This is a genomic window from Paracoccus saliphilus (genome assembly GCF_028553805.1).
Lineage (GTDB): Bacteria > Pseudomonadota > Alphaproteobacteria > Rhodobacterales > Rhodobacteraceae > Paracoccus > Paracoccus saliphilus.
This window is the reverse complement of the sequence record NZ_CP067140.1, coordinates 245,266-268,790: the sequence shown is the minus strand read 5'-3', so window position 1 is coordinate 268,790 and position 23,525 is coordinate 245,266. Positions and strand designations below refer to the sequence as shown.

The 23,525-nt window shown below is 63.2% G+C and carries 24 protein-coding genes; 12 read left to right on the top strand and 12 right to left on the bottom strand.

The window, feature by feature from the left end; all coding sequences use genetic code 11:
- Positions 1–51: 51 nt before the first annotated feature.
- The gene (gene ubiA / locus JHX88_RS01245; RefSeq protein ID WP_076522430.1) at positions 52–990 is read right to left on the bottom strand and encodes a 4-hydroxybenzoate octaprenyltransferase; all 939 of its coding nucleotides are present in this window, start codon (positions 988–990) and stop codon (positions 52–54) included.
- Positions 991–1,004: 14 nt separating this feature from the next.
- Here ubiA and JHX88_RS01240 point away from each other — a divergent pair, with 14 nt between their 5' ends.
- Together JHX88_RS01240 and JHX88_RS01235 are read left to right on the top strand one after the other, a co-directional pair.
- Entirely contained in the window at positions 1,005–1,724 is a 720-nt protein-coding gene (locus tag JHX88_RS01240; RefSeq protein WP_076522429.1) for a 16S rRNA (uracil(1498)-N(3))-methyltransferase, read from the top strand.
- A gap of 199 nt (positions 1,725–1,923) precedes the next feature.
- Positions 1,924–2,118, top strand: a complete 195-nt coding sequence (locus tag JHX88_RS01235) for a DUF1127 domain-containing protein (RefSeq protein WP_076522428.1) — start codon at positions 1,924–1,926, stop codon at positions 2,116–2,118.
- A 75-nt stretch (positions 2,119–2,193) separates the two neighbouring features.
- Here JHX88_RS01235 and JHX88_RS01230 read toward each other — a convergent pair whose 3' ends face one another.
- The 6 genes from JHX88_RS01230 to JHX88_RS01205 all read right to left on the bottom strand — a co-directional run bounded on the left by JHX88_RS01230 (position 2,194) and on the right by JHX88_RS01205 (position 5,545).
- Positions 2,194–2,451, bottom strand: a complete 258-nt coding sequence (locus JHX88_RS01230) for a ribbon-helix-helix domain-containing protein (protein ID WP_272848153.1) — start codon at positions 2,449–2,451, stop codon at positions 2,194–2,196.
- Complete coding sequence (locus JHX88_RS01225) at positions 2,426–2,602, bottom strand: DUF4169 family protein (protein WP_076522426.1); 177 nt, start codon at positions 2,600–2,602, stop codon at positions 2,426–2,428. Before JHX88_RS01225 ends, JHX88_RS01230 begins: the two co-directional genes overlap by 26 nt.
- On the bottom strand, positions 2,599–2,982 hold the full coding sequence (locus tag JHX88_RS01220) for a VOC family protein (protein ID WP_076522425.1): 384 nt from the start codon (positions 2,980–2,982) through the stop codon (positions 2,599–2,601). Before JHX88_RS01220 ends, JHX88_RS01225 begins: the two co-directional genes overlap by 4 nt.
- Positions 2,979–4,373 carry a class II fumarate hydratase gene (gene fumC / locus JHX88_RS01215; RefSeq protein WP_076522424.1) on the bottom strand — a complete coding sequence of 465 codons (1,395 nt, stop codon included), beginning with the start codon at positions 4,371–4,373 and terminating at the stop codon, positions 2,979–2,981. The genes JHX88_RS01220 and fumC overlap by 4 nt, the downstream gene beginning before the upstream one ends.
- 88 nt (positions 4,374–4,461) lie before the next feature.
- The gene (locus JHX88_RS01210; protein ID WP_076522423.1) at positions 4,462–5,013 is read right to left on the bottom strand and encodes a class I SAM-dependent methyltransferase; all 552 of its coding nucleotides are present in this window, start codon (positions 5,011–5,013) and stop codon (positions 4,462–4,464) included.
- A 64-nt stretch (positions 5,014–5,077) separates the two neighbouring features.
- The gene (locus JHX88_RS01205) at positions 5,078–5,545 is read right to left on the bottom strand and encodes an SspB family protein (protein WP_076522422.1); all 468 of its coding nucleotides are present in this window, start codon (positions 5,543–5,545) and stop codon (positions 5,078–5,080) included.
- Positions 5,546–5,709: 164 nt separating this feature from the next.
- Here JHX88_RS01205 and JHX88_RS01200 point away from each other — a divergent pair, with 164 nt between their 5' ends.
- Both JHX88_RS01200 and JHX88_RS01195 read left to right on the top strand, forming a co-directional pair.
- Entirely contained in the window at positions 5,710–6,732 is a 1,023-nt protein-coding gene (locus tag JHX88_RS01200; protein WP_076522421.1) for an aspartate-semialdehyde dehydrogenase, read from the top strand.
- 10 nt (positions 6,733–6,742) lie between these two features.
- Positions 6,743–7,342: a DedA family protein gene (locus JHX88_RS01195; protein ID WP_076522420.1), complete on the top strand. Its 600-nt coding sequence runs from the start codon at positions 6,743–6,745 to the stop codon at positions 7,340–7,342.
- A gap of 82 nt (positions 7,343–7,424) precedes the next feature.
- Here the strand turns inward: JHX88_RS01195 and JHX88_RS01190 are convergent, their stop codons facing one another.
- Positions 7,425–8,072, bottom strand: coding sequence for a carbonic anhydrase (locus JHX88_RS01190; RefSeq protein WP_076522419.1), 648 nt, complete (start codon positions 8,070–8,072; stop codon positions 7,425–7,427).
- Between the two features lie 510 nt (positions 8,073–8,582).
- Between JHX88_RS01190 and JHX88_RS01185 the strand changes: the two genes are divergently transcribed.
- From JHX88_RS01185 to JHX88_RS01175, 3 genes are all read left to right on the top strand, one after another.
- On the top strand, positions 8,583–8,960 hold the full coding sequence (locus JHX88_RS01185) for a hypothetical protein (protein WP_076522418.1): 378 nt from the start codon (positions 8,583–8,585) through the stop codon (positions 8,958–8,960).
- A gap of 64 nt (positions 8,961–9,024) precedes the next feature.
- On the top strand, positions 9,025–10,401 hold the full coding sequence (locus tag JHX88_RS01180; protein WP_076522417.1) for a leucyl aminopeptidase family protein: 1,377 nt from the start codon (positions 9,025–9,027) through the stop codon (positions 10,399–10,401).
- Positions 10,398–11,216, top strand: a complete 819-nt coding sequence (locus JHX88_RS01175) for a C40 family peptidase (RefSeq protein WP_076522416.1) — start codon at positions 10,398–10,400, stop codon at positions 11,214–11,216. Before JHX88_RS01180 ends, JHX88_RS01175 begins: the two co-directional genes overlap by 4 nt.
- Before the next feature lie 123 nt (positions 11,217–11,339).
- On the opposite strand, the gene truB is transcribed toward JHX88_RS01175, so the two are convergent.
- From truB to rbfA, 3 genes are read right to left on the bottom strand one after another with little or no spacing between them, the layout of a single operon-like run.
- Positions 11,340–12,233: a tRNA pseudouridine(55) synthase TruB gene (gene truB, locus JHX88_RS01170; protein WP_076522415.1), complete on the bottom strand. Its 894-nt coding sequence runs from the start codon at positions 12,231–12,233 to the stop codon at positions 11,340–11,342.
- A 52-nt stretch (positions 12,234–12,285) separates the two neighbouring features.
- Positions 12,286–13,044, bottom strand: a complete 759-nt coding sequence (locus tag JHX88_RS01165) for a phosphodiester glycosidase family protein (protein WP_084202788.1) — start codon at positions 13,042–13,044, stop codon at positions 12,286–12,288.
- Positions 13,034–13,447 carry a 30S ribosome-binding factor RbfA gene (rbfA, locus tag JHX88_RS01160; RefSeq protein WP_076522414.1) on the bottom strand — a complete coding sequence of 138 codons (414 nt, stop codon included), beginning with the start codon at positions 13,445–13,447 and terminating at the stop codon, positions 13,034–13,036. The genes JHX88_RS01165 and rbfA overlap by 11 nt, the downstream gene beginning before the upstream one ends.
- 70 nt (positions 13,448–13,517) lie before the next feature.
- Between rbfA and dapB the strand changes: the two genes are divergently transcribed.
- Positions 13,518–14,351 carry a 4-hydroxy-tetrahydrodipicolinate reductase gene (gene dapB, locus JHX88_RS01155; protein WP_076522413.1) on the top strand — a complete coding sequence of 278 codons (834 nt, stop codon included), beginning with the start codon at positions 13,518–13,520 and terminating at the stop codon, positions 14,349–14,351.
- A gap of 104 nt (positions 14,352–14,455) precedes the next feature.
- Here the strand turns inward: dapB and JHX88_RS01150 are convergent, their stop codons facing one another.
- Entirely contained in the window at positions 14,456–15,052 is a 597-nt protein-coding gene (locus JHX88_RS01150; protein ID WP_076522412.1) for a COG3650 family protein, read from the bottom strand.
- A gap of 89 nt (positions 15,053–15,141) precedes the next feature.
- On the opposite strand from JHX88_RS01150, the gene tsaE reads away from it, so the two are divergent.
- The 4 genes from tsaE to addA are packed head-to-tail and all read left to right on the top strand — an operon-like array spanning position 15,142 to position 23,521.
- Positions 15,142–16,557, top strand: coding sequence for a tRNA (adenosine(37)-N6)-threonylcarbamoyltransferase complex ATPase subunit type 1 TsaE (gene tsaE / locus JHX88_RS01145; RefSeq protein ID WP_076522411.1), 1,416 nt, complete (start codon positions 15,142–15,144; stop codon positions 16,555–16,557).
- Positions 16,542–17,216: a nucleotidyltransferase family protein gene (locus JHX88_RS01140; RefSeq protein ID WP_176011377.1), complete on the top strand. Its 675-nt coding sequence runs from the start codon at positions 16,542–16,544 to the stop codon at positions 17,214–17,216. Before tsaE ends, JHX88_RS01140 begins: the two co-directional genes overlap by 16 nt.
- On the top strand, positions 17,209–20,157 hold the full coding sequence (gene addB / locus JHX88_RS01135; RefSeq protein ID WP_076522410.1) for a double-strand break repair protein AddB: 2,949 nt from the start codon (positions 17,209–17,211) through the stop codon (positions 20,155–20,157). The genes JHX88_RS01140 and addB overlap by 8 nt, the downstream gene beginning before the upstream one ends.
- Positions 20,150–23,521, top strand: coding sequence for a double-strand break repair helicase AddA (gene addA, locus JHX88_RS01130; RefSeq protein WP_076522409.1), 3,372 nt, complete (start codon positions 20,150–20,152; stop codon positions 23,519–23,521). The genes addB and addA overlap by 8 nt, the downstream gene beginning before the upstream one ends.
- The last annotated feature ends 4 nt before the right edge of the window (positions 23,522–23,525 follow it).

Below are 23,525 nucleotides of genomic sequence, written 5' to 3'. Positions count from 1 at the left end.
CACGATTGTTGCAGGCCGGATGGGTCTAGCCGCGGCCTCCGGCCTGCGCAATCATACCAACCCCGCAAAAGCGAGAAATATTGCCAACAGAAGACCAGCATCACGATTCGAGCGGAACAAACGCAGGCAAATATCATCTTGATTCGGATCAAAAATTCGCAATTGCCAGAATAGATGACCGGCGAAAGCTGCCAGGCCGAGCCAACCTATCAACAGATTGCGACCCGTGAGTGATATCGCCGCCGCCAGAAGCAGGACCGCCAGCAGGGCGAAACCCATAAGAATGCGTGGGCTGTTCTCGCCAAACAGGCGGGCGGTGGATTTGACCCCGATCAGCGCGTCATCCTCGACATCCTGTTGGGCGTAGATGGTATCGTAGAAGATCGTCCAGGCAATGCCTGCCACCCACGCAATCACCGGGGCGACATCCAGACGCCCCATATGCGCGGTATAGGCCAGCATCACCCCCCAGTTGAAAGCGAGGCCAAGGAAAATCTGCGGCCACCATGTAAAACGCTTGGCGAAGGGATAGATTGCCACCAGAGCCAGCGAGGCCACCCCCATCCAGATCGCGGCCTTGCCCAATGTCAGCAGGATCACGAACCCCACCAGCCCCTGCGCGATCAGCCACAGATAGGCTCCACGCAGTGTCACCCGCCCCGAGGGCAGGGGGCGTGATCTCGTCCGGGCGACCTTCGCATCGATATCCCGGTCGGTGATATCGTTCCATGTGCAGCCCGCTCCGCGCATCACCAGCGCGCCAAGGCCACAGGCTATCGCGATCCACAGGTCGCGCCATTCTGGCGCATCCGCCATCATCGCCAGTCCGATTCCCCACCAGCAGGGCAACAATAGCAGCCAGGTTCCGATGGGCCGGTCGGCCCGGCTAAGGTGCAACCAGGGCCGCCAGGATTCGGGCGCATATCGATCCACCCAATTTCCCTTGGGCGCATCCGCGACGGTGTCTGGCTTTTTCGTCTGGCTTTGCATAGCGTCTGCCTGTCATGGCGAAGATAAGACTGTTCATAGATCACCCTCTGGCCACGGGACAACCCGTCACGCTGGAAGCTGCGCAGGCGCATTACCTGTCGGGCGTCATGCGGCTGCGTGCGGGAGAGGTGATCTCGGTCTTCAACGGTCGCGACGGGGAATGGTCCGCAAAGATCGTCGAGGCGGGCAAGCGCGGCGGCAGTCTGGAACTGCTGGAGCAAACCGCCCCGCAGCGCAATCCTCCCGATCTCTGGCTGTTATTCGCGCCGATCAAGAAAGCGCGCACCGATTTTATCGTCGAGAAGGCGGCAGAGCTGGGAGCCGCGCATATCCTGCCCGTCCAGACCGATTTCACCAATTCCGAACGTATCCGGCAGGATCGTCTTCAAGCCCATGCCATCGAGGCGGCCGAACAATGCGGCGGCACCTATGTGCCGGGCGTGGAAAAGCTTGTGCCGCTGTCCCGCCTGTTGGATAGTTGGGACGAGACCCGTCGGATATTGTGGGCAGACGAGACCATGGCCGGCCCCGCCCAGACATTGGCCGGGCTGTCCTCCGGCCCTTGGGCTATCCTGATCGGCCCCGAAGGCGGCTTTTCCGAGGCAGAGCGATCTCGCTTGCAGGCACTGAATTTTGTTGAGCGAATCAGCCTCGGCCCAAGGATTCTGCGTGCGGATACGGCTGCCGTGGCGGCAATGACGCTCTGGCAGGCAGTGCTAGGCGATTGGCGCTAAATGAAACATCCGCAGCTGAAATCTGCATGAGCGCCCCAGAATCGCTGCTATGCAGCATTACCGTTAATTGCTAAATAACCTGCAGAAACTGCATAGCGGGTTTGCTGATTTCACGCCTACAATTCTGCACCTGCACAATCTATCTCCTGCTTATCCGAAACATGCCCATTGATCGGGCAATCTTAGAACAGGTGATATGATGTCCGCCATCGAAACGAACCGCAGCTTTGCAGTTGGAGGTCTTGGCAGTGTCGTCGCAAATCTTGCTTCGCTGATCGGGTCGTGGATCGACACGCGCCAAACCCGTCGCGAACTGGGCCGCCTGTCGGACCGCGAACTGGACGATATCGGCCTGAACCGCGGCGACATCGAGCGGATTGCACGCGGCCTCTGAGCCAAGGCATCACGTGAACGAGCCCCCGGATGCATTTGCTCGCGGGGGTTTTTTCATGCGCAGACGACGAACAGTCTAACCGCCCCTCTTATCCATTTCGGACAGCACGAATAACCGCAGTGCCGTTGCAAGCCCGATATCAGGGGGGCGGTTGCGATCGATCCGACCGATAAGGGTCGCCCGTGTCATGCCCCGCTGTTCAGCCTCGTACAGCAATGCGCGCCAGAATGCATCCTCGAGCGAAACCGAAGTGCGGTGCCCTTCGATCGTAACCGACCGCTTCAGCGGCGGCGTCATTGGCGGCAAGTCAATCATCGCGCTTGTGGGCATCATGCGCCCGCCCGGCCCGATCGTGCTCTGCACGGCGCGCCTCACGGTCATGCCGCGCCTCTCCGAATTTGGCGGCATTGGCATCGCCCTTGGCGCGCTTCTCGTCGCGGACCTGCTGTTTGCGGATCTGGCGCAGGTTGATCGGCTTGCTCACGCCGCCCCCTCGGTCCCTTGCATGATCTGCCAACTGACCCCGAAACGATCCGCAACCCATGTGAAACGGGGCGAGAAGGGATAGACATCAAGCGGCATGAAGACCTGCCCATCCTCTCCCAGTATCCCGGCCAACCGGTCCACATCCTCCGCCCGGTCGCAAGCGATGACCAGCGAAATCGCCGGTGTGAAGGTGAAATCATGCGGCATCGGGCTGTCGAAAAGAAACAGCTTCTGCCCGGCGATAGTGGCCTGAACCCGGCGAGGCTCCCCCTCCCCTGACAACTCCTCGATCGTCATATCGGGGAAGGCGCGGGACCAGAGCGCGATGGCATCCGCCAGCTCACCCTGGAACATCAGTTGTGGAGTCGCCGTAATCATTCCCTGGGTCCGATCATGTCTTCGGGTCGCACGATCTTGTCAAATGTCTCCCCATCCACGAAACCAAGCGCAATCGCTTCTTCGCGCAGGGTGGTGCCGTTCTTATGCGCCGTCTTGGCCACCTTGGTCGCGTTGTCATAGCCGATGGTCGGCGCCAGTGCCGTCACCAACATCAGCGATTCCGTCATCAGCTTCTCGATTCGCGCGGTATTGGCCTTGGTTCCCACGACCATGTTGTCGGTGAACGATCCCGCCGCATCGCCCAGAAGTTGCATGGATTGCAGCACGTTATATGACATCATCGGGTTATAGACATTCAGCTCGAAATGCCCCTGGCTGCCAGCAAAACCCACTGCGGCGTCATTGCCCATTACATGAGCGCAGACCATGGTCAGCGCCTCGGCCTGAGTCGGATTGACCTTGCCGGGCATGATCGACGATCCCGGCTCGTTTTCAGGCAGGATCAACTCGCCCAGACCCGAGCGGGGACCGGAACCCAACAGACGGATGTCATTGGCGATCTTGAACAGCGATGCCGCCACGGTCTTCAGCGCGCCCGAAAAGAACACCATCGCGTCATGCGCCGCCAGCGCCTCGAACTTGTTCGGCGCGGTGACGAAAGGCAGATCGGTGATGGTGGCGATCTCGGCGGCAATGGCCGTGTCCCAACCCTTATTGGTGTTCAGCCCGGTACCGACAGCCGTACCGCCCTGCGCAAGCTCGTAGATATGCGGAAGGGCCAGCTTGACCCGCTCGATCCCCATCTTCACCTGATGCGCATAGCCGCCGAATTCCTGCCCAAGCGTCAGGGGCGTGGCATCCTGCGTATGGGTGCGGCCGATCTTGATGATATCCTTGAATTCCTGCGATTTGGCGACCAGTGCCTCGTGCAGCTTTTCCAGCCCCGGCAGCAGCACGTCGCGCGCCATCATGCCGATGCCCACATGCATCGCGGTCGGGAACGTGTCGTTGGATGACTGCCCCATATTGCAGTGATCGTTCGGGTGAACCGGGTCTTTCGATCCTTTCTCGCCGCCCAGAATTTCGATGGCGCGGTTCGAGATGACCTCATTGGCGTTCATGTTCGACTGCGTGCCCGAGCCCGTCTGCCAAACCACCAGCGGGAAATTGTCGTCGAACTTGCCCTCGAAGACCTCGATCGCGGCCTGTTCCATCGCGCGTCCGATCTTTTCGTCCAGCCTGCCCTCGGCCATGTTGATCCGCGCCGCCGCCAGCTTGATCGCCCCCAATGCACGGATGATCGCGACCGGCTGACGTTCCCACCCGATTGGAAAATTCTTGATCGAGCGCTGCGTCTGCGCGCCCCAGTATTTCGAGGCGTCAACCTCCAACGGGCCGAAGCTGTCGGTTTCGGTGCGGGTCTTGGTCATGGTGAATGGCTCCCTCGCGGTTTTGCGGCGTTTTAGCCCCCGCGGCTACGATAAGCAATCGGCATGCCATAGTATGCTGAATGAGGATTTATTCCTGCCGGAACACATAGACCCGTGCGGGAGGCAGGTTCGCCCAGATCCACCGGCTGCGTTCATGGCTCAGTCGGAAACGGCGGCGCGTTATCTCGGAGAGAGGAGGCAACGGGCCATAGGTGATCTGCACGAAAGGTGCACCGGGTCGCATCACTGACAGCGCGGCACCGACGATGGCGGCCTGAAGCTCGTCCGGCATGGGCAGGGTCGGCACACCCGAAATAACCGCGTCAAAGGGCTCTCCGGTTCGATTGACCATTTCCTGCGCGGGGTGGTTATGAACATGCGCGCCCGGAAAGCCTTTCCGCAGCCGGTCACAAAATGCGGCGTTCAATTCGTACAGGTCCAGACGTTCGGGCGGGAGGCCACGGGCGAGGATAGACCGGGTCACTGTCCCGGTTCCGGCACCGATCTCGGCCACGGCCTGCATGTCAGGCGAGACATGGCGAGCCATCTCGCGCGCTGTGGCTCGGCCCGTGGGAATAACGGAACGAATTTCGGATGGACGGCGGATGAACTGGCCGAGAAACAGCGGCAAATCCGACATGGCGATCTCCTGCAATTATGCCGAGACCCGGCTTATTGCAGGCAAGTGACAGGCACGTGACGACCTATTTGCGCCAGCGGTCGAGTTGCACGACCTCGCCGCCGCCCGGCGGATCGTCGGGACCGTCATCCTCGTGTTCCGGCCCATCCGTTTCCTCGAGCTCTTCCTCGTCACTGTCCTGCGTCTCGAAGCGCAGCCCGAACTCCACCGATGGATCGACAAATGTCCGCAGCGCATCGAAAGGAATGCGCATCGGCTCGGGGGAATTGCCGAAATTGAGCGTGATGTTGAAACCCTCATCGTCGATGATCAGGTTTTCGAACCAGTGCTGGACGACAATCGTCATTTCCTCGGGATAGCGTTCACGCAGCCAGTCGGCCATATCGACGCCGTCTTCTCTCGTATCGAAAGTGATGAAGAAATGATGTTCGCCAGGCAGGCCGTTATCGGCGACGTCCTGCAGGACATCCGCGATCAAGCCCTGCATCGCGCGATGCATCATTCCGCCATAATCAATTTCGGACCGGGTCATGCAGTCTTCCTTCCTCGACAGGGTCAGCATAGGCAAATGGACGTCGATGAAAAGGGGGCGTCTTCGCACAAACAACCATAATGACGCCGCCCTTGCCCCTGCGCCCCCTTCCATCCGGCGAGTGCCTGCGTTAAACGCCAGCGACCGTAGGAAAGGAGGCCCCAATGGGCTACAAAGTCGTTGTTGTCGGCGCCACGGGAAATGTGGGCCGCGAAATGCTGAACATCCTGGCCGAGCGCCAGTTCCCGGTGGATGAAATCGCCGTTCTCGCCTCGCGCCGTTCGCAAGGCACCGAAGTCAGCTTTGGCGACAAGACCCTGAAGATTACGGATATCGATCAGTTCGATTTCACCGGTTGGGATATCGCGCTTTTCGCGATCGGCTCCGATGCGACCAAGAAATACGCGCCCATCGCTGCCAAGGCCGGCTGCGTGGTGATCGATAATTCATCGCTTTACCGTTACGATCCGGATGTTCCGCTGATCGTGCCCGAGGTGAATCCCGACGCGATCGTGGGCTATACCAAGAAGAACATCATCGCCAATCCGAACTGCTCGACAGCGCAGATGGTGGTGGCGCTCAAGCCCCTGCATGACCGCGCCCGCATCAAGCGTGTCGTCGTTTCGACCTATCAATCGGTCAGCGGCGCGGGCAAGGAAGGCATGGACGAGCTGTGGGACCAGACCAAGGGCATGTATGTGCCCGGCCAAGAGGTCGATCCCAGCAAGTTCCAGAAGCAGATCGCCTTCAACGTGATTCCGCAGATCGACGTCTTCATGGAAGACGGTTCGACCAAGGAAGAATGGAAGATGGTTGTCGAGACCAAGAAGATCGTCGACACCGCGATTAAGGTCACCGCGACCTGCGTGCGCGTTCCTGTCTTTGTCGGTCACGCCGAGGCGATCAATATCGAGTTCGAGGACTTCCTGGACGAAGACGAGGCCCGCGATATCCTGCGCGAGGCTCCGGGCATCCTGGTGGTCGATAAGCGCGAGCCGGGTGGCTATACCACGCCGGTCGAATGCGTGGGCGATTTCGCGACCTTCATCAGCCGGATTCGCCAGGATTCCACCATCGAGAACGGGTTGAATCTCTGGTGCGTCAGCGACAACCTGCGCAAGGGTGCCGCGCTGAACGCCGTGCAGATCGCCGAGTTGCTGGGCAATCGCATTTTGAAGAAGGGCTGAGGCCCGACAGGTGTTCGACTGGATCACCAGCTTTATCGAGGGCGGCGGGGCATTGGCCATTGCCGCCCTCATGTTATTGGAAAACGTCTTCCCGCCGATCCCCTCCGAACTGATCATGCCGCTTGCCGGATTCAACGCGGCACGCGGCGGAACGCCCCTGCTTCTCGTTATCCTTGCCGGAGCCGCAGGATCGCTGGCAGGGGCGTGGCTATGGTATCTCGTGGGCCGAGCCTATGGCATGGATCGACTGCGCCACATGATCGTGCGCCATGGCCGCTGGCTGACAATGACCCCGTCCGAGCTGGAGCGGGCACAGCAATGGTTCGACCGCCATGGACGTTCGGCGGTCTTCTTCGGCCGCCTGTTCCCTACCGTCCGCACGCTGATCTCGGTTCCTGCAGGTCTTGCGCGGATGTTCATGCCACGGTTTATCCTGTTCTCGGCCCTCGGAAGCATTCTTTGGTGCAGCATGCTCGCCCTGGCCGGATATTGGCTTGAAAGCCGCTATGAGCAAGTCAGCGCATGGCTGAACCCCGTCTCGACCGTTATCGTCATCGCCCTGATCGCCTGTTACATCTGGCGGGTGATCCGGTGGCGGCCGAATAGCTGAGCCCTCGTCAAGGTTGTTCGAGGCTTGCCATTCGCTTCGCGGAACCTGCAGACAGCAACGCTTCGCCGCAATCCGCTTGGTATCAGACCGCTATCCAGCGCTTTCCCCCGTCTTCGGCTTGCCACAAGGTGCCCTCGCGGATGTCGTGAACCAGGCCGTGCAACGACAGTTCACCGCTTTCGACAGCGGATTGCACGAAGGGAAATGTCATCAGATTCTCGATCGAGACCAGGACCGCCTCGCGTTCAAGCGCCTTGACCTGCTCGTCTTCGGGGAGGTCCTTTACCCGCTCGTAACCCGGACGCAGGATATCCATCCAGCGGCCGACGAAGCTGGATTTCTCTTCCAGTTCGGGCGCTTGCCCCGAGCACATCGCGTGACACCCGGCCACCCCGCCACAACTGGTATGCCCCACGACGATCAGATGCGCCACATGCAGGGCCGTCACGGCGAATTCGACCGCCGCCGAGGTGCCGTGCTGCTGCCCGTCAGGCGCATGAGGCGGCACGAGGTTGGCGATATTGCGGTGGATGAAGAACTCGCCCGAATCGGCCCCGAAGATGCTGGTGACATGCACCCGCGAATCGCAGCAGGAAATCACCATCGCCCGTGGCCGTTGGCCGTCATCGGCCAATCGCCGATACCATGCGCTGTTTTCAGCATAGGCGGTGGCTTTCCAGCCGTGATAGCGGCTGATCAGATATTGCGGCAGGGGACGAACGTTGGACATGGCTGACCTTTCGCAAGTTCTCGGCTTGATAAGCGTCATTCTAACGAAATTCGAGAGGCATTTTACACCGTGAGACCCCTTTCCCGTGAACCGCGCAACGGGAGCGTGCGGCGGAAAGTGCAACACTTGAGTCAATACGGGCGTTTAGGATTGTAATTAAAGGCTTTTTCGCTGTGACATCCGTACACCGCGCGTGCACAACCTGTACACAGAGCGTACACTGCCTGCGCGCGTTACATAGCCCCAACGACAAGATCTGCCCTGTCATGGCCATGAAACAAGGATGCAGACACTCCATGCGCAGGAATCGTCCGGCTCGACACGACTTGTCTACAATTTCACGCAAATTCCCTGTTCGGAGCGACAATTTCCTTAAGCTTTCGGTGGCAATTCTTCGTGGAAATCATCGCGATACCCGGATCGGCCGCGGCGCGGTGCGTTCGTCATCGCCGAACCCGAAACGGCCCCAAGGAAGCCGATACGGGTTCGTAACATCCTGGAGACGCCTGCATGGCACATGTAAAGGCCCTGCCCTTGTCCGAACCCGTAAGCATCGACAAGCGTCGAATGTCGGATATCGTCAACGAATTGGGCGAACGGACTGCCCGGAACGTAATCGGGCAATCACTGGAACAGCTTGGGGCGACCTTGACGGCGACCGACAAGGCGCTGACCGACAAGGATTTCGCGAATGCCGTGGCCCATGCGGATGTATTGGCTCGGCTGGCCTGGCGGGTCGGCCTGCCAGTACTGGCAGCGGTTGCGCAAAACCTTGGGGATTGCGTCGAACAGCGCAACCACACGGCCCTTGACGCGGTCCGGGCCCGGCTGATCAGGGTGGGAGACCACTCGCTTGCCATGATCCGGGACAACAGCGAGATCGGCTGAGCCCCCGTCTTGCGAAGACTTCGTCAACATGTAGTCTGGCGGCCAATCGACGAAGGAACCCATCATGCCGCTCGAATTCGCTTCCTCATCGGATCAGGCTCTGCCGATATGGCCAGTCACGAAAGACGCCGAGATCCCGCCCGAGGCCGAAGCAGGCGACTGGCCCGCTGCCTGCGGCTTTACAGGCAAGACCGGAGAAATCTGTTTGTTGCCCGCTGCGGGTGGGGGCTTGGCCGGGGCTTTGTTCGGGCTTGGCGATCCTGCCCATGCTCGCCGTGAACGCTTTGCCTTTGCCCGCGCCGCCGCCGCGCTGCCCAAGGGAGAATGGCGACTGGCGGATTTGCCCGACGGTTTCAGCACGGACGAGGCTGCGCTCGGCTGGCTTCTGGGGCAATACCGCTTTACTCGCTACAAGGGCCGTTCCCCGCAGGAAGCACGCCTCGTCTGTCCCGATGATGTGGACGCCGAGCGGATTCAGGCCATCGCGGCGGGCGAATTCCTGACTCGCGACCTGATCAACACCCCGGCCAGCGACATGGGCCCGAAACAGCTTGAAGCCGCTGCCCGCAAGCTGGCCAACGAGATCGGCGCCAGTGTCGAGGTAACCACCGGCGACGCCTTGCTGAAATCCAACCTTCCGATGATCCATGCGGTCGGTCGCGCGGCCGAGCAGGCACCCCGCCTGATCGACATCCGCCTTGGGGGAAGCGGTCCGATGCTGACGCTGGTCGGCAAGGGTGTCTGCTTCGACACCGGCGGACTGGACATCAAGCCCGCCGCCTCGATGGGGCTGATGAAAAAGGATATGGGCGGCGCCGCAACCGTTCTGGGCCTGCTCAAGATGCTGGCGGGGACCGGCGCGGCGCAGGGATGGCGGCTGCGCGTGCTGATCCCGGCGGTCGAGAACAGCATCGCGGGCAATGCCTTCCGTCCCGGCGACGTTCTGGGCAGCCGCAAGGGGCTGAGCGTCGAGGTGAACAACACCGATGCCGAGGGGCGGCTGGTGCTGGCCGATGCGCTGACCCTGGGGGCCGAGGAGAGCCCGGATCTGATGATCTCCATGGCCACCCTGACTGGTGCGGCGCGGGTGGCTCTTGGCCCCGATATCCCGCCCTTCTACTGCGATGACGACGCCACTGCGCAGGCGATCTCGGCGGCCTCGATGACTGCGGGGGATCCGCTTTGGCGCATGCCTTTCTGGGAACCCTACGAGACGATGATCGAACCCGCGATCGCCGATCTGGACAATGCGCCTTCAGGCGGAATGGCGGGCTCGATCACCGCCGCACTGTTCCTGCGCCGCTTTGCCGAGGGGGCGGGGCGCTATGTCCACCTGGATATCTATGGCTGGCAACCCACCGCCGCGCCCGGACGCCCAAAGGGTGGGGTCGGTCAGGGCGCGCGCGCCATCCTTTCCGCTTTGCCCGATCTTGTGAAATGAGCCATGACCGCCGCCTGACCGCCGCGACCGAGCGGGTTGCGCTCGACAGCCTGCGCGGCAAGCTCGACCGCCCGGAATACACCACCGGAGAGCCTGCGCGGATGGCCGCGCCGCTTGCCGATCTGATGACCGCGCCCGGCGGACGCCGCGACCGGCAGGTGATTTTCGGCGCCGATCTGATAATTATCGAGCGCCGCGACGGATGGGCTTTCGTGCAGGCCGCGCTGGACGGCTATTGCGGATGGCTGCCCGAAAAGGTGCTCGGCCACGATCTACCCCCGATCACTCATCGCGTGACGGCACCGGCAACCCATCTTTACCCCGCCGCCGACATGAAACAGCCCGAAACATGTATGCTCTCTATCGGTGCAAGGCTGGCGGTCGAGGGGACCGAGGGGCGCTTCGCCCGCCTTGTCACCGGCGGTTACGTGCCCCTTTCGCATATCGGCGACCGGCCTGCCGATGATCCAGTCGAGATCGCGGAAACGCTGTTGGGCACGCCCTATCTGTGGGGCGGCAACAGCCGTTCGGGGCTGGATTGCTCGGCTCTGGTGCAGATTGCCCTGACCGCTTGCGGCATCCCCTGCCCCGGAGACAGCGACCTGCAGCGCGACGCATTTCCCGAAGCATCAGAGATCCGGCGCGGGGATCTGCTGTTCTGGCCGGGTCATGTCGCGCTGGCGATGTCGGCCGATCTGATGATCCACGCCACCGCATGGAAAATGGCGGTGATCCGGGAAAGCATCCCCGACGCCATCGCCCGGATCGACGCGGCAGGCGACGGGCCGTTCCTGGGCATTCGCAGGCCCGGATGATGGATTGTGGAAACAGGCCGGCGACAGATGGGGCTCTGCCCCGCCGCGCGTACCGCGCGACTCCCCGGGATATTTTTCATGAAGAAGAAGGGCTGATCGTGAGGCAGCCGGTCCCACTGCGGTCTACAGGTTGAACACGCGCTCGGGCTGGACCGTGCCGCCCTGGTAACGCCCGATGCAGACCGGCCCTTCCGCGTCGCTGACCCAAACTGCCTGCCCCCATTCGGCGGTGCCCGTCACTTCGCCCGGATTGCCGTTCCGAATGCGGCGCGCGCCGTCAGGTGTGGCCCGCAGCATCGGCATGTCCTCCAGCGCGGTTTCCAGCGGCAGCAGCCGTTCTTCCAGCCATGCCTGCGCCTCGCGGTCGATACGCTCGAAAGCCACGCCGTCCTCGACATCGAACGGCCCGGACCAGATCCGGCGCAGCCCGGCGACATGACCCAGGCATCCGAGTTCACGCCCCAAATCACGAGCGATGGAGCGTACATAGCCGCCCTTGCCGCAGACCATTTCCAGCCGCGCGGTACCGCCATCCGCCTCGATCAAGGACAGGCTTTCGACCCAGAGCGGGCGGGCGGCCAGTTCGACCTCTTCGCCCTCGCGCGCCAGGTCATAGGCGCGCTCGCCATCCAGCTTGACCGCCGAATAGGCCGGGGGGACCTGCATGATCTCGCCCGTGAACCCTGCCAGCGCGGCCTCTATCTGCGCTGCCTCCGGGCGGATATCCGAGCGGCGGACCACCTCTCCGGATGCGTCGTCGGTGGTGGTTTCCGCGCCCCAATTCACCGTGAAATCATAGCATTTCAGCGCGTCGGTGATGTAGCTGACGGTCTTGGTCGCCTCGCCCAGGGCCACGGCCAGAACCCCGGTGGCATCGGGATCCAGCGTCCCCGCATGGCCCGCCTTTTTCGCGTCCAGCGCCCAACGCAGCTTGTTCACGACCGAAGTCGAGGTCACGCCCGCGGGCTTGTCCACGATCAGCCAGCCATTGATGTTGCGGCCCTTCTTGCGTGCCATCGGAACCTCGCGAATTGGAAGGCCGAGGGCATAGCCCCGAGGCCTCCGCCCGTCAACCGGCGCTTTCCACCAGCCCGATGATCGGCCCCAGACTGCGCCCGAAATCCGCCCGGTTCACCCCCGGCGCATAAAGCCGCGAGATTGAGCCATCGAAATAGAGCGCATCGCGCACGCCCAGCCCGTCACGGAACAGCCGACCGAATTCGTGGAAGGTCACTGGCCGGTCCGAGATCGCGAACCATGCCTTTTGCCCATCGGGCGAGATGCCCACGCCGTTGCGAACATAACGGCTGTCCGAATCGACCAGGAAACGCGGATGCAGATCGCCATCGATCACCAGCATCGGCCCGGATTGTGTCGCCAGCCGACACTCCGGCCGGGCCTCGGCGAAAGCCCGGCTTTCGATAACCTGAAACGGTCTGGCACCACCGGTGCAGAATACGCCATTCGGCAGCATCCCGAAATTGCCGCCGCCCGCCGCGGTGGTGATGGGCGACAATTCCTCGCCATCGACGATCAGCAAGCCGACAGGGCGATAATCGGGATGGAACATCCCGGCATTCATCGCGAAGGACAGGCTCTCGCCCTCGCCAAGCGTCTTGCGGACATTACCGAAATTGCGCAGTGGCTTGCCATCCGCCCCGTCCTGCCACAGCTTCAGCGCGGATTCCTGCTCTGCCGGGACCTCGCAGACGACATAGCCATTGCCGTCATGGCTCATCTTGCCGCACTCGGCGGCAGCGGCGGGCAGTGACATCGCCAGCACCATTCCCGCTGCAACGCCAAGCCGGCGCTGCAGGTCAGGCTTCATCGTCATCCGGGGCCTCGACATCGCGGCGAACGCGTTCATCGGCAAAGATGCGGCGCGTATCGTCCATGCGATCAAAGGTCTCGTCCAGCTGAAAGCGCAGTTGCGGCGCGTATTTCAGCGTCATTTCCTTGGCGACGAGGTGCCGAAGTTCTGGCGCGTTGCGCCGCAGAGCCTCGAGCGCCTCTTCGGCCTCGTACCCGCCAAGGGGCAGAACAAAGGCCGTCGCCACCTTCAAATCGGGCGAGGTGCGCACCTCGCCCACGGTGATCGAATGACGGTTCAGGTCCGGGTCATGCACATCCGCGCGCAAAAGCACGTCAGAGAGTGTGCGCCGGATCAATTCGCCCACGCGCAGCTGTCGCTGTGACGGGCCCTTACCATGAGAAAAGCGGTTCTGTGCCATGCGTCCCGATGTAGGGGGTCGCGGATGGCAAAGCAACGGGATATGACGCAAGAAAGCATGGGGGTGACAGATGAGTGATAGTGGAAAGGCAGAAGCCGGGTTGCCGGGAATCGTGGTGACGGGCGCATCGGGCCGGATGGGGCAGATGTTGATCCGGCTGCTTCTGGAAAGCGATCAGGCCAAGCTGGTCGGCGCACTGGTACGTCCGGGGCATGACTGGATCGGCCGCGATATCGGCGAGGCGATGGGCGGAGCCCCCGCCGGTGTGACCGTCAGCGACGATGCCGTGACAGAGATCGCGCGGGCACAAGCTGTGATCGACTTCACTTCCCCCGCAGCGACGGTGGCCTTCGCCGAGCTGACCGCGCAGGCTCGCGCCGTGCATGTGATCGGCACGACCGGGCTGGAGGAAGCCGATCTGGCGCATCTGAAAGCCGCCGCCCGCCATGCCCCGATCATCCGCGCGGGCAATATGAGCCTTGGCGTGAACCTGCTACTCGGCCTGACCCGCAAGGTCGCCGCCGCCTTGGGCGAGGACTGGGATATCGAGGTGGTCGAGGCCCATCACCGCCACAAGGTCGACGCTCCGTCGGGCACCGCCCTGATGCTGGGCGAGGCCGCCGCCGAGGGGCGCGGCGCCAAACTGGCCGATCTGCGGGTTCCAGCGCGTGAGGGCATCACCGGTGCGCGCGAAACGGGCAGCATCGGCTTTTCCGCCATCCGTGGCGGAGACGTGGTGGGTGAGCATGACGTGATCTTTGCCGGGGCGGGTGAGCGTATCGTGCTGCGCCATCTCGCCACCGACCGCGGCATATTCGCCCGCGGCGCCATCCGCGCCGCCCTGTGGGGACAGGACAAGGGGCCGGGCGAATACGACATGGCGGATGTGCTGGGGTTGGGTTAGCTCCTTCGCGGACCATCCAGGCAAGCCACTCCCTTCTTCTTCATGCAAGTATCCCGGGGTCTGGGGCAGAGCCCCAGCCTTCGCGGAACGCGAAAGCCCGACGATCACGGCTGGATCGAACAGCAGCCAGACAGCATCGCGGGCTTGTCGCCATGCAGGATCACATGCGCCTCAAGCCCGAAAAGCCGGTCCGACATTCCGTCCGAGCAAATGGCCCGCGTCGAGGTCACCGTCATCCCCTCGGCCACGACCGCCCGCATCGGATCGCGAAACACCCCGGTTCCCAGTACTGTCTGAATCGGCCTCGCGTCGTCCTCCGAGTCGGGACGGCTCAGAAGCAACTGATCGCCCTGCCGTTCCAGCCCCCAGAAGGGCTCAGTCCCGTAACAGCGGAAACCATCGGGCAGTTCGCCATCCTCCCAGACATCTATCCGATAGGCGAGATAGGCCATCGAGACCCAACCCGATGCCTCGCCGCTATTTACCCGCCCCCAGCCCTTCGTCTCTTCAACCACCTCGATTTTCGTCGAATCCGGAGCCAGCATGCCGACGATCTCAGCCCCGGCATTCGGCTGCGCGCGGATATTCAGCACGTCATCCGCAGCCACCCCGGTCACGTCGAACAGGGTGGGCAGGATGTATTCCTGCGTCGCAGAAGCCGGGCCAGCCAGCATCATCAGCAGAATGGCGGTACGCAGCATTTCGTAATCTCCATCGGTATCAACCCACTGGACAGTCTCACATGGCAAAGGCCATTTGCACAGCGGATTCCACAGGGTAGAAGCGGCTCATGACAACACATAGCCTGATCGCCGATGAAAACCTGACCGCCGCCCTTGCCCGCATGCTGGCAGCCACGGCCCGGCCCGGCCAGACGATCCTGCTGGACGGTCCCGTCGGGGCGGGCAAGACGCATTTCGCCCGGGCCTTCATCCGTGCCCGCCAGGGCGAGGCTGCCGAGGATGTGCCCAGCCCGACCTTCACGCTGGTACAGACCTATGACGACCCGATGGGAACCGAGATCTGGCATGCCGATCTCTACCGCCTCACTGATCCGTCGGAGCTGGACGAGCTAGGGCTGGATGAAGCGCAGGGCAAGGCCATCTGCCTGATCGAATGGCCTGACCGGATGGAGGTGCTGCCCGAGGGGGCCATGACCGTCGCGTTCGCCAATCATGCCGATCCGGCCTTGCGCGAGATCACCCTGATCGGCGGCACCGATACGCAGCGGGCGATCCAGCGCACCCTGTTCACCGCCAGTGCGGGATGGGGAGAGGCACGGGCCGAGCCATTGGCCGGGGATGCTTCGGCACGGCGCTATTTTCGGTTGATCGGAACCGAAGGGAATGCGGTTCTGATGGACGACCCCTCGGGCGATGTGCCGCGTTTCGTCGCCATGACCCGCTGGTTACGCGGTCACGGTTTCGGCGCACCCGAAATCCTCGCAGAAGATCAACAAGCAGGACTATTGCTGGTCGAGGATTTGAGCGACGATTTGGTGGCACGAGTGCTGGAGGACCGCCCGGACATGGCCCCCGAGATCTATGACCGGATCACCGATTTCCTGATAGACCTGCATCGCCACCCGATTCCCGATTTCGCCGTCCCCCTGGACGGACCGGTCCTTGCCGTTCAGGTCGGGTTGTTCGCCGAATGGTATCCGCAGGCGGTCGGCGGTTCCGCCGAGATGGCTGCTGGAATCGCCCCCGAGATTGCCCGGCTGCATGCCGAGCTTGCCGCCGATACTCCACCGGTTCTCAGCCTGCGCGATTTCCACGCCGAAAACCTGATCTGGCGCAACCATGCTCCGCTTGGCCTGATCGACTATCAGGATGCGGTGGCCTGTCATCCCGCCTATGATCTGGTCTCGGCCTTGCAGGACGCCCGCCGCGATGTCGCGGGCGAGATCGAAACCGCCTGCAAATCCCGATATCTGGAGGCGACCGGGTCAGATGAGGATCGTTTCCACGCCGCCTATGCGCTGCTCGGGACACAGCGGAACCTGCGCATCATCGGAATTTTCACCCGCCTCTGTATCCGCGACGGCAAGCCTCGCTATCTGGAATTCATGCCTCGGGTCTGGGGATATATCCGCCGCAATCTCTCCCACCCCGCGCTTGCGTCGCTGGCCGCGATCGTCAACGATCTGCCCGCCCCCGATGACGACATTATCGAAAGGATTCGCCTTCAATGCGCCCAGCCCTGATGATCTTCGCCGCCGGGCTCGGCACAAGGATGCGGCCCCTGACCGACAACCGTCCCAAACCCCTGATCGAGGTCGCGGGACAGACTCTGCTGGACCGCGCGTTGGCGATGGGCAGGCAGGCCCAACTCTCGCCGATCGTGGTCAACAGCCACTACCTGGGCGAGCAGATCGCCGATCATCTGGCAAAGCAGGATGTGGCCATCAGCGACGAATCCGACCTGCTGCTGGACACCGGCGGAGGCTTGCGCAACGCACTGCCGCTGCTGGGCGACGGGCCGGTGATGACACTGAACCCCGATGTTGTCTGGACCGGACCCAATCCCCTCACCGCACTGTGCGAGGCATGGGACGATCGGATGGATGCATTGCTGGCCGTCGTGCCCATCGCGACTGCGACGGCACGGGTCGGCGGGGGGGATTTCTCGATGGATGCGGCTGGCCGGATCGCCCGCCGCGGCGATTTCGTCTATGCTGGCGCGCATATCATCCGTCCGGAGCGGTTGGCAGAGATCCCAGATCAGGTCTTTTCCCTGAACCGAATCTGGGATGTGCTGATCGCCGGGGGACGTGCATACGGCATGATCCATACAGGCGGCTGGTGCGATGTCGGCCGGCCCGAGACGATCCCGCTTGCCGAGACGGTGCTGGCCGATGGCTGAGTGGGAAAGCGGCCTCTTCGCACTTCCTCCCGGCGTTGTTTTCGCCAAGCACTTCGTTGAAGGGTTCCTCGACCGTATGGCTGGCCAGCCGCCCGAAGCCATCGCCCGCGTCACCATTTATGCCAATTCCGGCCGCACCCGAATGGCGCTGGAACAGGCTTTCGACGATAATGGCCCGCTCTTCCTGCCGCAACTGCGCCTGATTACCGATCTTGGCGCTGGTGCGGCGGCGCATCAAGGGCCGCTGGTCGCGCCGCTGGCCCGGCGTCTGCAACTGGCGCGGCTGATCGACCAGCTCTTACGGACGCGTCCCGATCTGGCGGCGGGCCATTCGGTCCCGGAACTGGCCCGTTCGCTGACCCAACTGATGGTCGAGATGCAGTCCGAGGGATGTGGACCCGAAGCCCTGGAGATCATCGATACGGGCGATCACGCCCGGCATTGGCAGGACGCGCTCGGGTTTCTGCGCATCGCTGCACAATTCTATCTGACCGGCGCACCGGTTGATCGCCCTGCCCGACAACGCGCCAGCGCCGAGATGGCCGCCGCCGATTGGGTCAAGGGCATGAACCTGCCTTCCGACCCGGTGATCGTGGCAGGATCGACCGGCTCACACGGGGCGACACGAACGTTCATGCAAGCGGTCACGGGATTGCCCAACGGTGCCGTGGTGCTTCCGGGCTTCGATTGGGACCAGCCGCCAGAGATCTGGGACAGGCTGGATGCGGAAGGCGACGATCATCCGCAGGCACGCTTTGCCCCCCTGATCCAGGCGGCAGGCTATCCGCGGGCCTGGACCAGTTGCGCAGCCCCCGTTCCGGATCGGAACCGGCTGGTCTCGCTGGCGCTGCGCCCTGCTCCGGTCACCGATCAATGGATCGCCGACGGCCCCTCGCTCCCCGATCTGCTTCCGGCCTGCGAGGGCCTTACGCTGATAGAGGCCGACCAGCCCCGCAGCGAGGCCGAGACAATCGCCCTGATCATGCGCGAAGCAGCCGAACGAGAGCAGCCGATCACGCTGATCGCCGCCAATAGCGGATTGATCCGGCGGGTGGTCGCCGCATTGGACCGATGGCATCTACGTCCCGATGACAGCTCGGGACAACCGATGCAACTGACCGCACAGGGGCTTTTCCTGCGCCAGATCTCGGCCCTGTTCGGTCAGCCACTGACCATCGACCGGCTGTTGATCCTGCTGAAGCACCCCATGACCGCGACCGGTTCGGAGGTGATCGGCGCCAACGAGGCCCGGCTTCAGGCGCGTGAACTGGAGTTGCACCTGCGCAACCACGGTCCGGCCTTTCCCGATGGCAGCACCTTGCGCTATTGGGCCAGCAAGGGCGACGAGACGCGCAGGGCATGGGCTGAATGGGTGGCCGGTATCCTCGACCGGATCGCGGGGTTCGAGACCGATCATGCCCCCCGGCCCCTGCCCGACAGACTGGCTGATCTGCGCGGCCTGGCCGAGGCATTGGCTGCTGGACCTGACGGAGACGCAGAAAATTCGGCGCTGTGGACCGAAAAGGCGGGACGGCTGGCGGCTGCCATATTGGATCATCTGGCAGCCCATGTCGCTGAAGGGCCACCGATGCCTGCTGCGGATTTCGCGGCATTGTTGACAGACGAATTACAAGTGCAGTCGATCCGCGACGATGTCGAGCCGCACCCATTGCTGCGCATCCGGGGTCCGAGAGACGCTCGGACCGAAGGACATGGCACCGTCATCCTCTCGGGGCTGAACGAGGGCGAATGGCCGCAGCCACTCGATCCCGATCCATGGCTGTCGCGACAGATGCGGCGGCAGGCTGGACTGACCCTACCCGAGCGCCAGATCGGGTTGGCGGCGCATGATTTTCAACAGGGTGTCGCCGCCGAGCGGGTGATCCTGACCCGCGCCAAGCGCAATGCCGAGGCAGAGACGATCCCCTCCCGCTGGCTGAACCGTCTCACCAACCTGATGTCCGGCCTGCCGGACCGTCGCGGGCCGGAAGCTCTGGCCGCAATGCGAGAGCGGGGAGAGGCATGGCTGGCGCTGGCCGGGGCGCTGGCTCGCCCCGAAGGAGAGCTTCGGCCCGCGCCGCGCCCTTCCCCGGTTCCACCTGCCCCGCCATTCCGCGAATTGCCGGTCACCGATATCTCGCTGCTGATCCGTGACCCTTACGCGGTCTATGCCAAGCGCGTCCTCGGGCTGCGTCCGCTGAACCCCCTGCGCCCGGAACCCGACGCCGCCCTGCGCGGCCAGACCCTGCACAGCATCGTGGAGCGATTGTTAAGGACAAACCCGAGCCCCGACATCCCGGCTGACCACCTGCGCGCGGAATTCCTGCGCATCACCGCCGATGTGCTACGAGAAGAGGTGCCTTGGCCCGCCTCCCGTGCCTTCTGGCAGGCCCGGATGGGAGCCATCGCCGACCGGATCGTGGCGGATGAACTGGCCCGTCTGGCCGAGGGTCATCCGCAGGTGATCGAACGGCGCGGGGCGGTCTCGGTCGCGGGAATGGATTTCCGCCTGACCGCCAAACCCGACCGGATCGACCTGCTGAATGACGGGCAGGTGACGATCTACGACTACAAATCCGGCTCTCCGCCCTCTGACAAGCAGATCGAGCATTTCGACAAGCAACTGATCCTCGAGGCCGCGATGGCGCGCCGCGGCGGCTTTGACGCGCTTGGTCCGGTCGATGTCGCAGGCATCCGCTATATCCAGCTGGGCGGCGAGGGCCGCACACATGGGCGCGAATACTCTCTGGAAATGGAAGTGCGGAACTGGGAAGGTTTCCTTCGACTGATCGGTGCCTATTTGTCGGGCGAAACCGGTTTCACCGCGATGCGCGCGCCGGAAAAGACCAGTTATGCGGGTGATTACGATCATCTCTCCCGATATGGCGAATGGTCGCTGACCGATCCCGCGCAACCCGAGAAGGTCGGCGACCATGGATGAGGCGACCCGCAACCAGACCGAGGCGGCCGACCCGGCGAAATCAACATGGCTGACGGCCAATGCGGGATCGGGCAAGACGCGGGTGCTGACCGACCGGGTGGCGCGGCTCTTGCTGGCGGGGACCGCGCCGGAGCGTATCCTCTGCCTGACCTATACCAAGGCCGCCGCGACCGAGATGCAGAATCGTCTTCTGAAGCGGTTGGGCAAATGGGCGATGTTGCCCGAACCTGAACTGCGGGAGGAACTGGCGCAACTTGGGGAAAGCGGCAATCCCGATCTTGCCGAGGCGCGGCGCCTGTTCGCGCGTGCGATCGAGGCGCCCGGCGGGCTGAAGGTGCAAACCATCCACAGCTTCTGCGCGGCCCTGCTACGGCGTTTTCCGCTAGAGGCCGGGGTGCCGATGGGCTTTGCCGAACTTGACGACCGTAGCGCCCGCGCTCTGCGCGCCGAGATCGTGGAAGAGATGGCTGATGAGGGCGACCCGGCGATCCTCGATTTAACGGCGCTGCATTCGGGTGACAACCTGGACAATTTCCTGGCCGGGCTATCCGAAGCCGATTTCGAGCACCCTCCCGATGCGGATGCGATCTGGGCGGTGCTGGACCTGCCGCCGGGGTTGGACGAGGATGCATTGCTGGCCGAGGTTTTCGATGGCGGCGAGGGCGACCTGTTCGCAGCGTTGGTGCCGATCCTGCAGGGCGGCAAATCCACCGATCAGAAGCTTGCCGACAAGCTACGACCGGGCAACTGGTCCGCGCCGACACAAGCCGAGTTCAGGTTGCTGGCAGATACGTTGCTGACCGGCGAAAAGGCCAAAGAGCCCTTCACCGCGAAGATCGGCAACATTCCGACCAAGGATCTGCGCAATGGCCCCTGCGCATCCCTGATGCCCGATCTCGATGAGCTGATGCAGCGCGTGCAGGACATCCGGCCAAGGATGCTTGGCCTTGTGATCGCGCAGAAGACATTGGCGCTGCACCGCTTTGCCCATGCCTTCACGCAGCGACTGGCGGAGCGCAAGGCGGCGCATGGCTGGCTCGATTTCGATGACCTGATCCGCCGTACCGCCCGGCTCTTGCGGGAATCCAGCATGGCGCAATGGGTGCTTTGGCGGCTGGATGGCGGCATCGACCATATTCTTGTCGATGAGGCACAGGACACCAGCCCCGAGCAGTGGCGGGTCATTCGCAGCCTGACCGACGAATTCACCAGCGGCGCAGGGGCAAGCACTCATCCGCGTACGTTGTTCGTGGTCGGTGATCCGAAACAGTCGATCTATTCCTTCCAGGGCGCCGATATCGCGGTTTTCGAGGAAATGCGCGACCTGTTCGACCATGATTTCCGGGCGATCCAGAGCCCCATGCAACAGCGTGGTTTGTCGCATTCCTTCCGCTCGTCCCCGGCCATCCTGTCGCTGGTAGACGCGGTGTTCCACGGCGACGCTGCCAAGGGATTGGGAGACCCGCCACGTCACATCGCATTTCGCGACAGCCTTCCGGGGCGCGTGGATATCTGGCCGCCCGTCCCCGAGCCGGACAAGCCCGAGCGTGGTGATTGGACCGAGCCGGTCGATGCCCCGGCCGAGAATGCCGCCAACACGCTGCTGGCGCGTGCCATCGCCAGGCAGATAAAGGCGATGATCGGCACGCCCATCTTTGATCCCAAGTCCGAACGGGTCCGCGCCATCGGCCCCGGCGATATCCAGATCCTTGTCCAGCGCCGCTCGGGCCTGTTCGAGGAACTGATCCGCGAATGCAAGGCGTTGAACCTGCCCGTGGCCGGGGCCGACCGGCTCAAGCTGGCTGCCGAGCTTGCCGTGCGCGACATCACCGCAACGCTGTCGGTGCTGGCCACGCCCGAGGACAACCTGTCGCTGGCCGCCGCCCTGCGCTCGCCATTGTTCGGGCTGTCCGAGGACGACCTTTATCGTCTCGCATATGGGCGTGGGCGCACCTATCTCTGGGAAAAGTTGCGCGTATCCGACCACCGGCAGGCATCGGACATTCTGAACGACCTTCTGAACCATGCCGACTATGTCCGCCCCTATGACCTGATCTCGCGTCTTCTGACCCGGCATGGCGGCCGCAATGCCCTGCTGGCCCGATTAGGCGTCGAGGCCGAGGACGGCATCGACGAGCTTTTGTCGCAAGCGCTGGCCTATGAGACGGTCGAGCCGCCTTCGCTGACCGGCTTCCTTGTCTGGCTGTCCGGCGATGAAATCGAGGTCAAACGCCAGCTTCCCGGCGGCTCGGGCGGGCTGATCCGAATCATGACGGTGCATGGGTCAAAAGGGCTGGAAAGCCCGGTGGTGATCCTGCCCGAGACACAAAAGCGCCGCACCGATAGCCGCGCTCGCACCGTCCGGGTCGCGGATATGCAGACATGGCGCGGCAATGCATTGGAACGCCCTGAGCCCGTGGCCGAAGCCGTCGCTGCCCAATCACAGCGGCAAGAGGAAGAACGGCGGCGGCTTCTCTATGTCGCCATGACGCGGGCCGAAAGCTGGCTGATCGTGGCAGCGGCAGGGGAAACGGGAACCGGTCTCGAAAGCTGGCACGGCATGATCAGCGAAGGGGCGGGCCGCGCCGAACTGACACGCAGCGATATCGAGATCGACGGGCTCGGAACCGGGTTGCGCCTGTCCATGGGCGCTTGGCCCGACGAGGCAGTAGAAACGGATACGCCACCCACATCGGCGATCACGCTGCCCGAGTGGAGCAAGCGCCGGGCGGCGGCGCCCTCCCGACCGCCCCGGCCTGTCCCGGCGACATCGCTTGGCGGCGCCAAGGTGCTGGGGGCTCCGATGGAAGATGCCGATCCGGCCGCCGCCATGCTGCGCGGCACAAGGCTGCATCTGCTGCTGGAGCATTTGCCGGGCTCGCCCGCAGGAGAATGGCCTGAACTTGCAAGGGCGGCACTTGCCGGGGCCGAGGGCGGTTTACCGGATCAGAACGAGATCGAAGCTCTGATTGCCGAGGCGCGTGGGGTGATCGAGGCTCCGGAACTGGCCGAGGTGATGGACCCGCCTCACGACGCGGCGATCCTGCGCGAGGTTGGACTGACAGCGCCGGTTCCGGACATCGGCACCCTGCACGGCACCATTGACCGTCTGGTCGTGCAAGAGCATGAAGTTCTGGCGATAGACTTTAAATCCAACGCCGAAGTCCCGGCGGGACCCGAAACCACGCCGACCGGCATCCTGCGCCAGATGGCGGCATATCGTGCGGCCTTGCGGCTGATCTATCCCCGCCGGGCGATCCGTATTGCCATCCTGTGGACCTCTGCGCGCAGCCTGATGACATTGCCCGACCCGCTGTTGGATGAGGTGATGGAAGCTCTTGACCACGAGACCTTGCGTCCATAGCTGT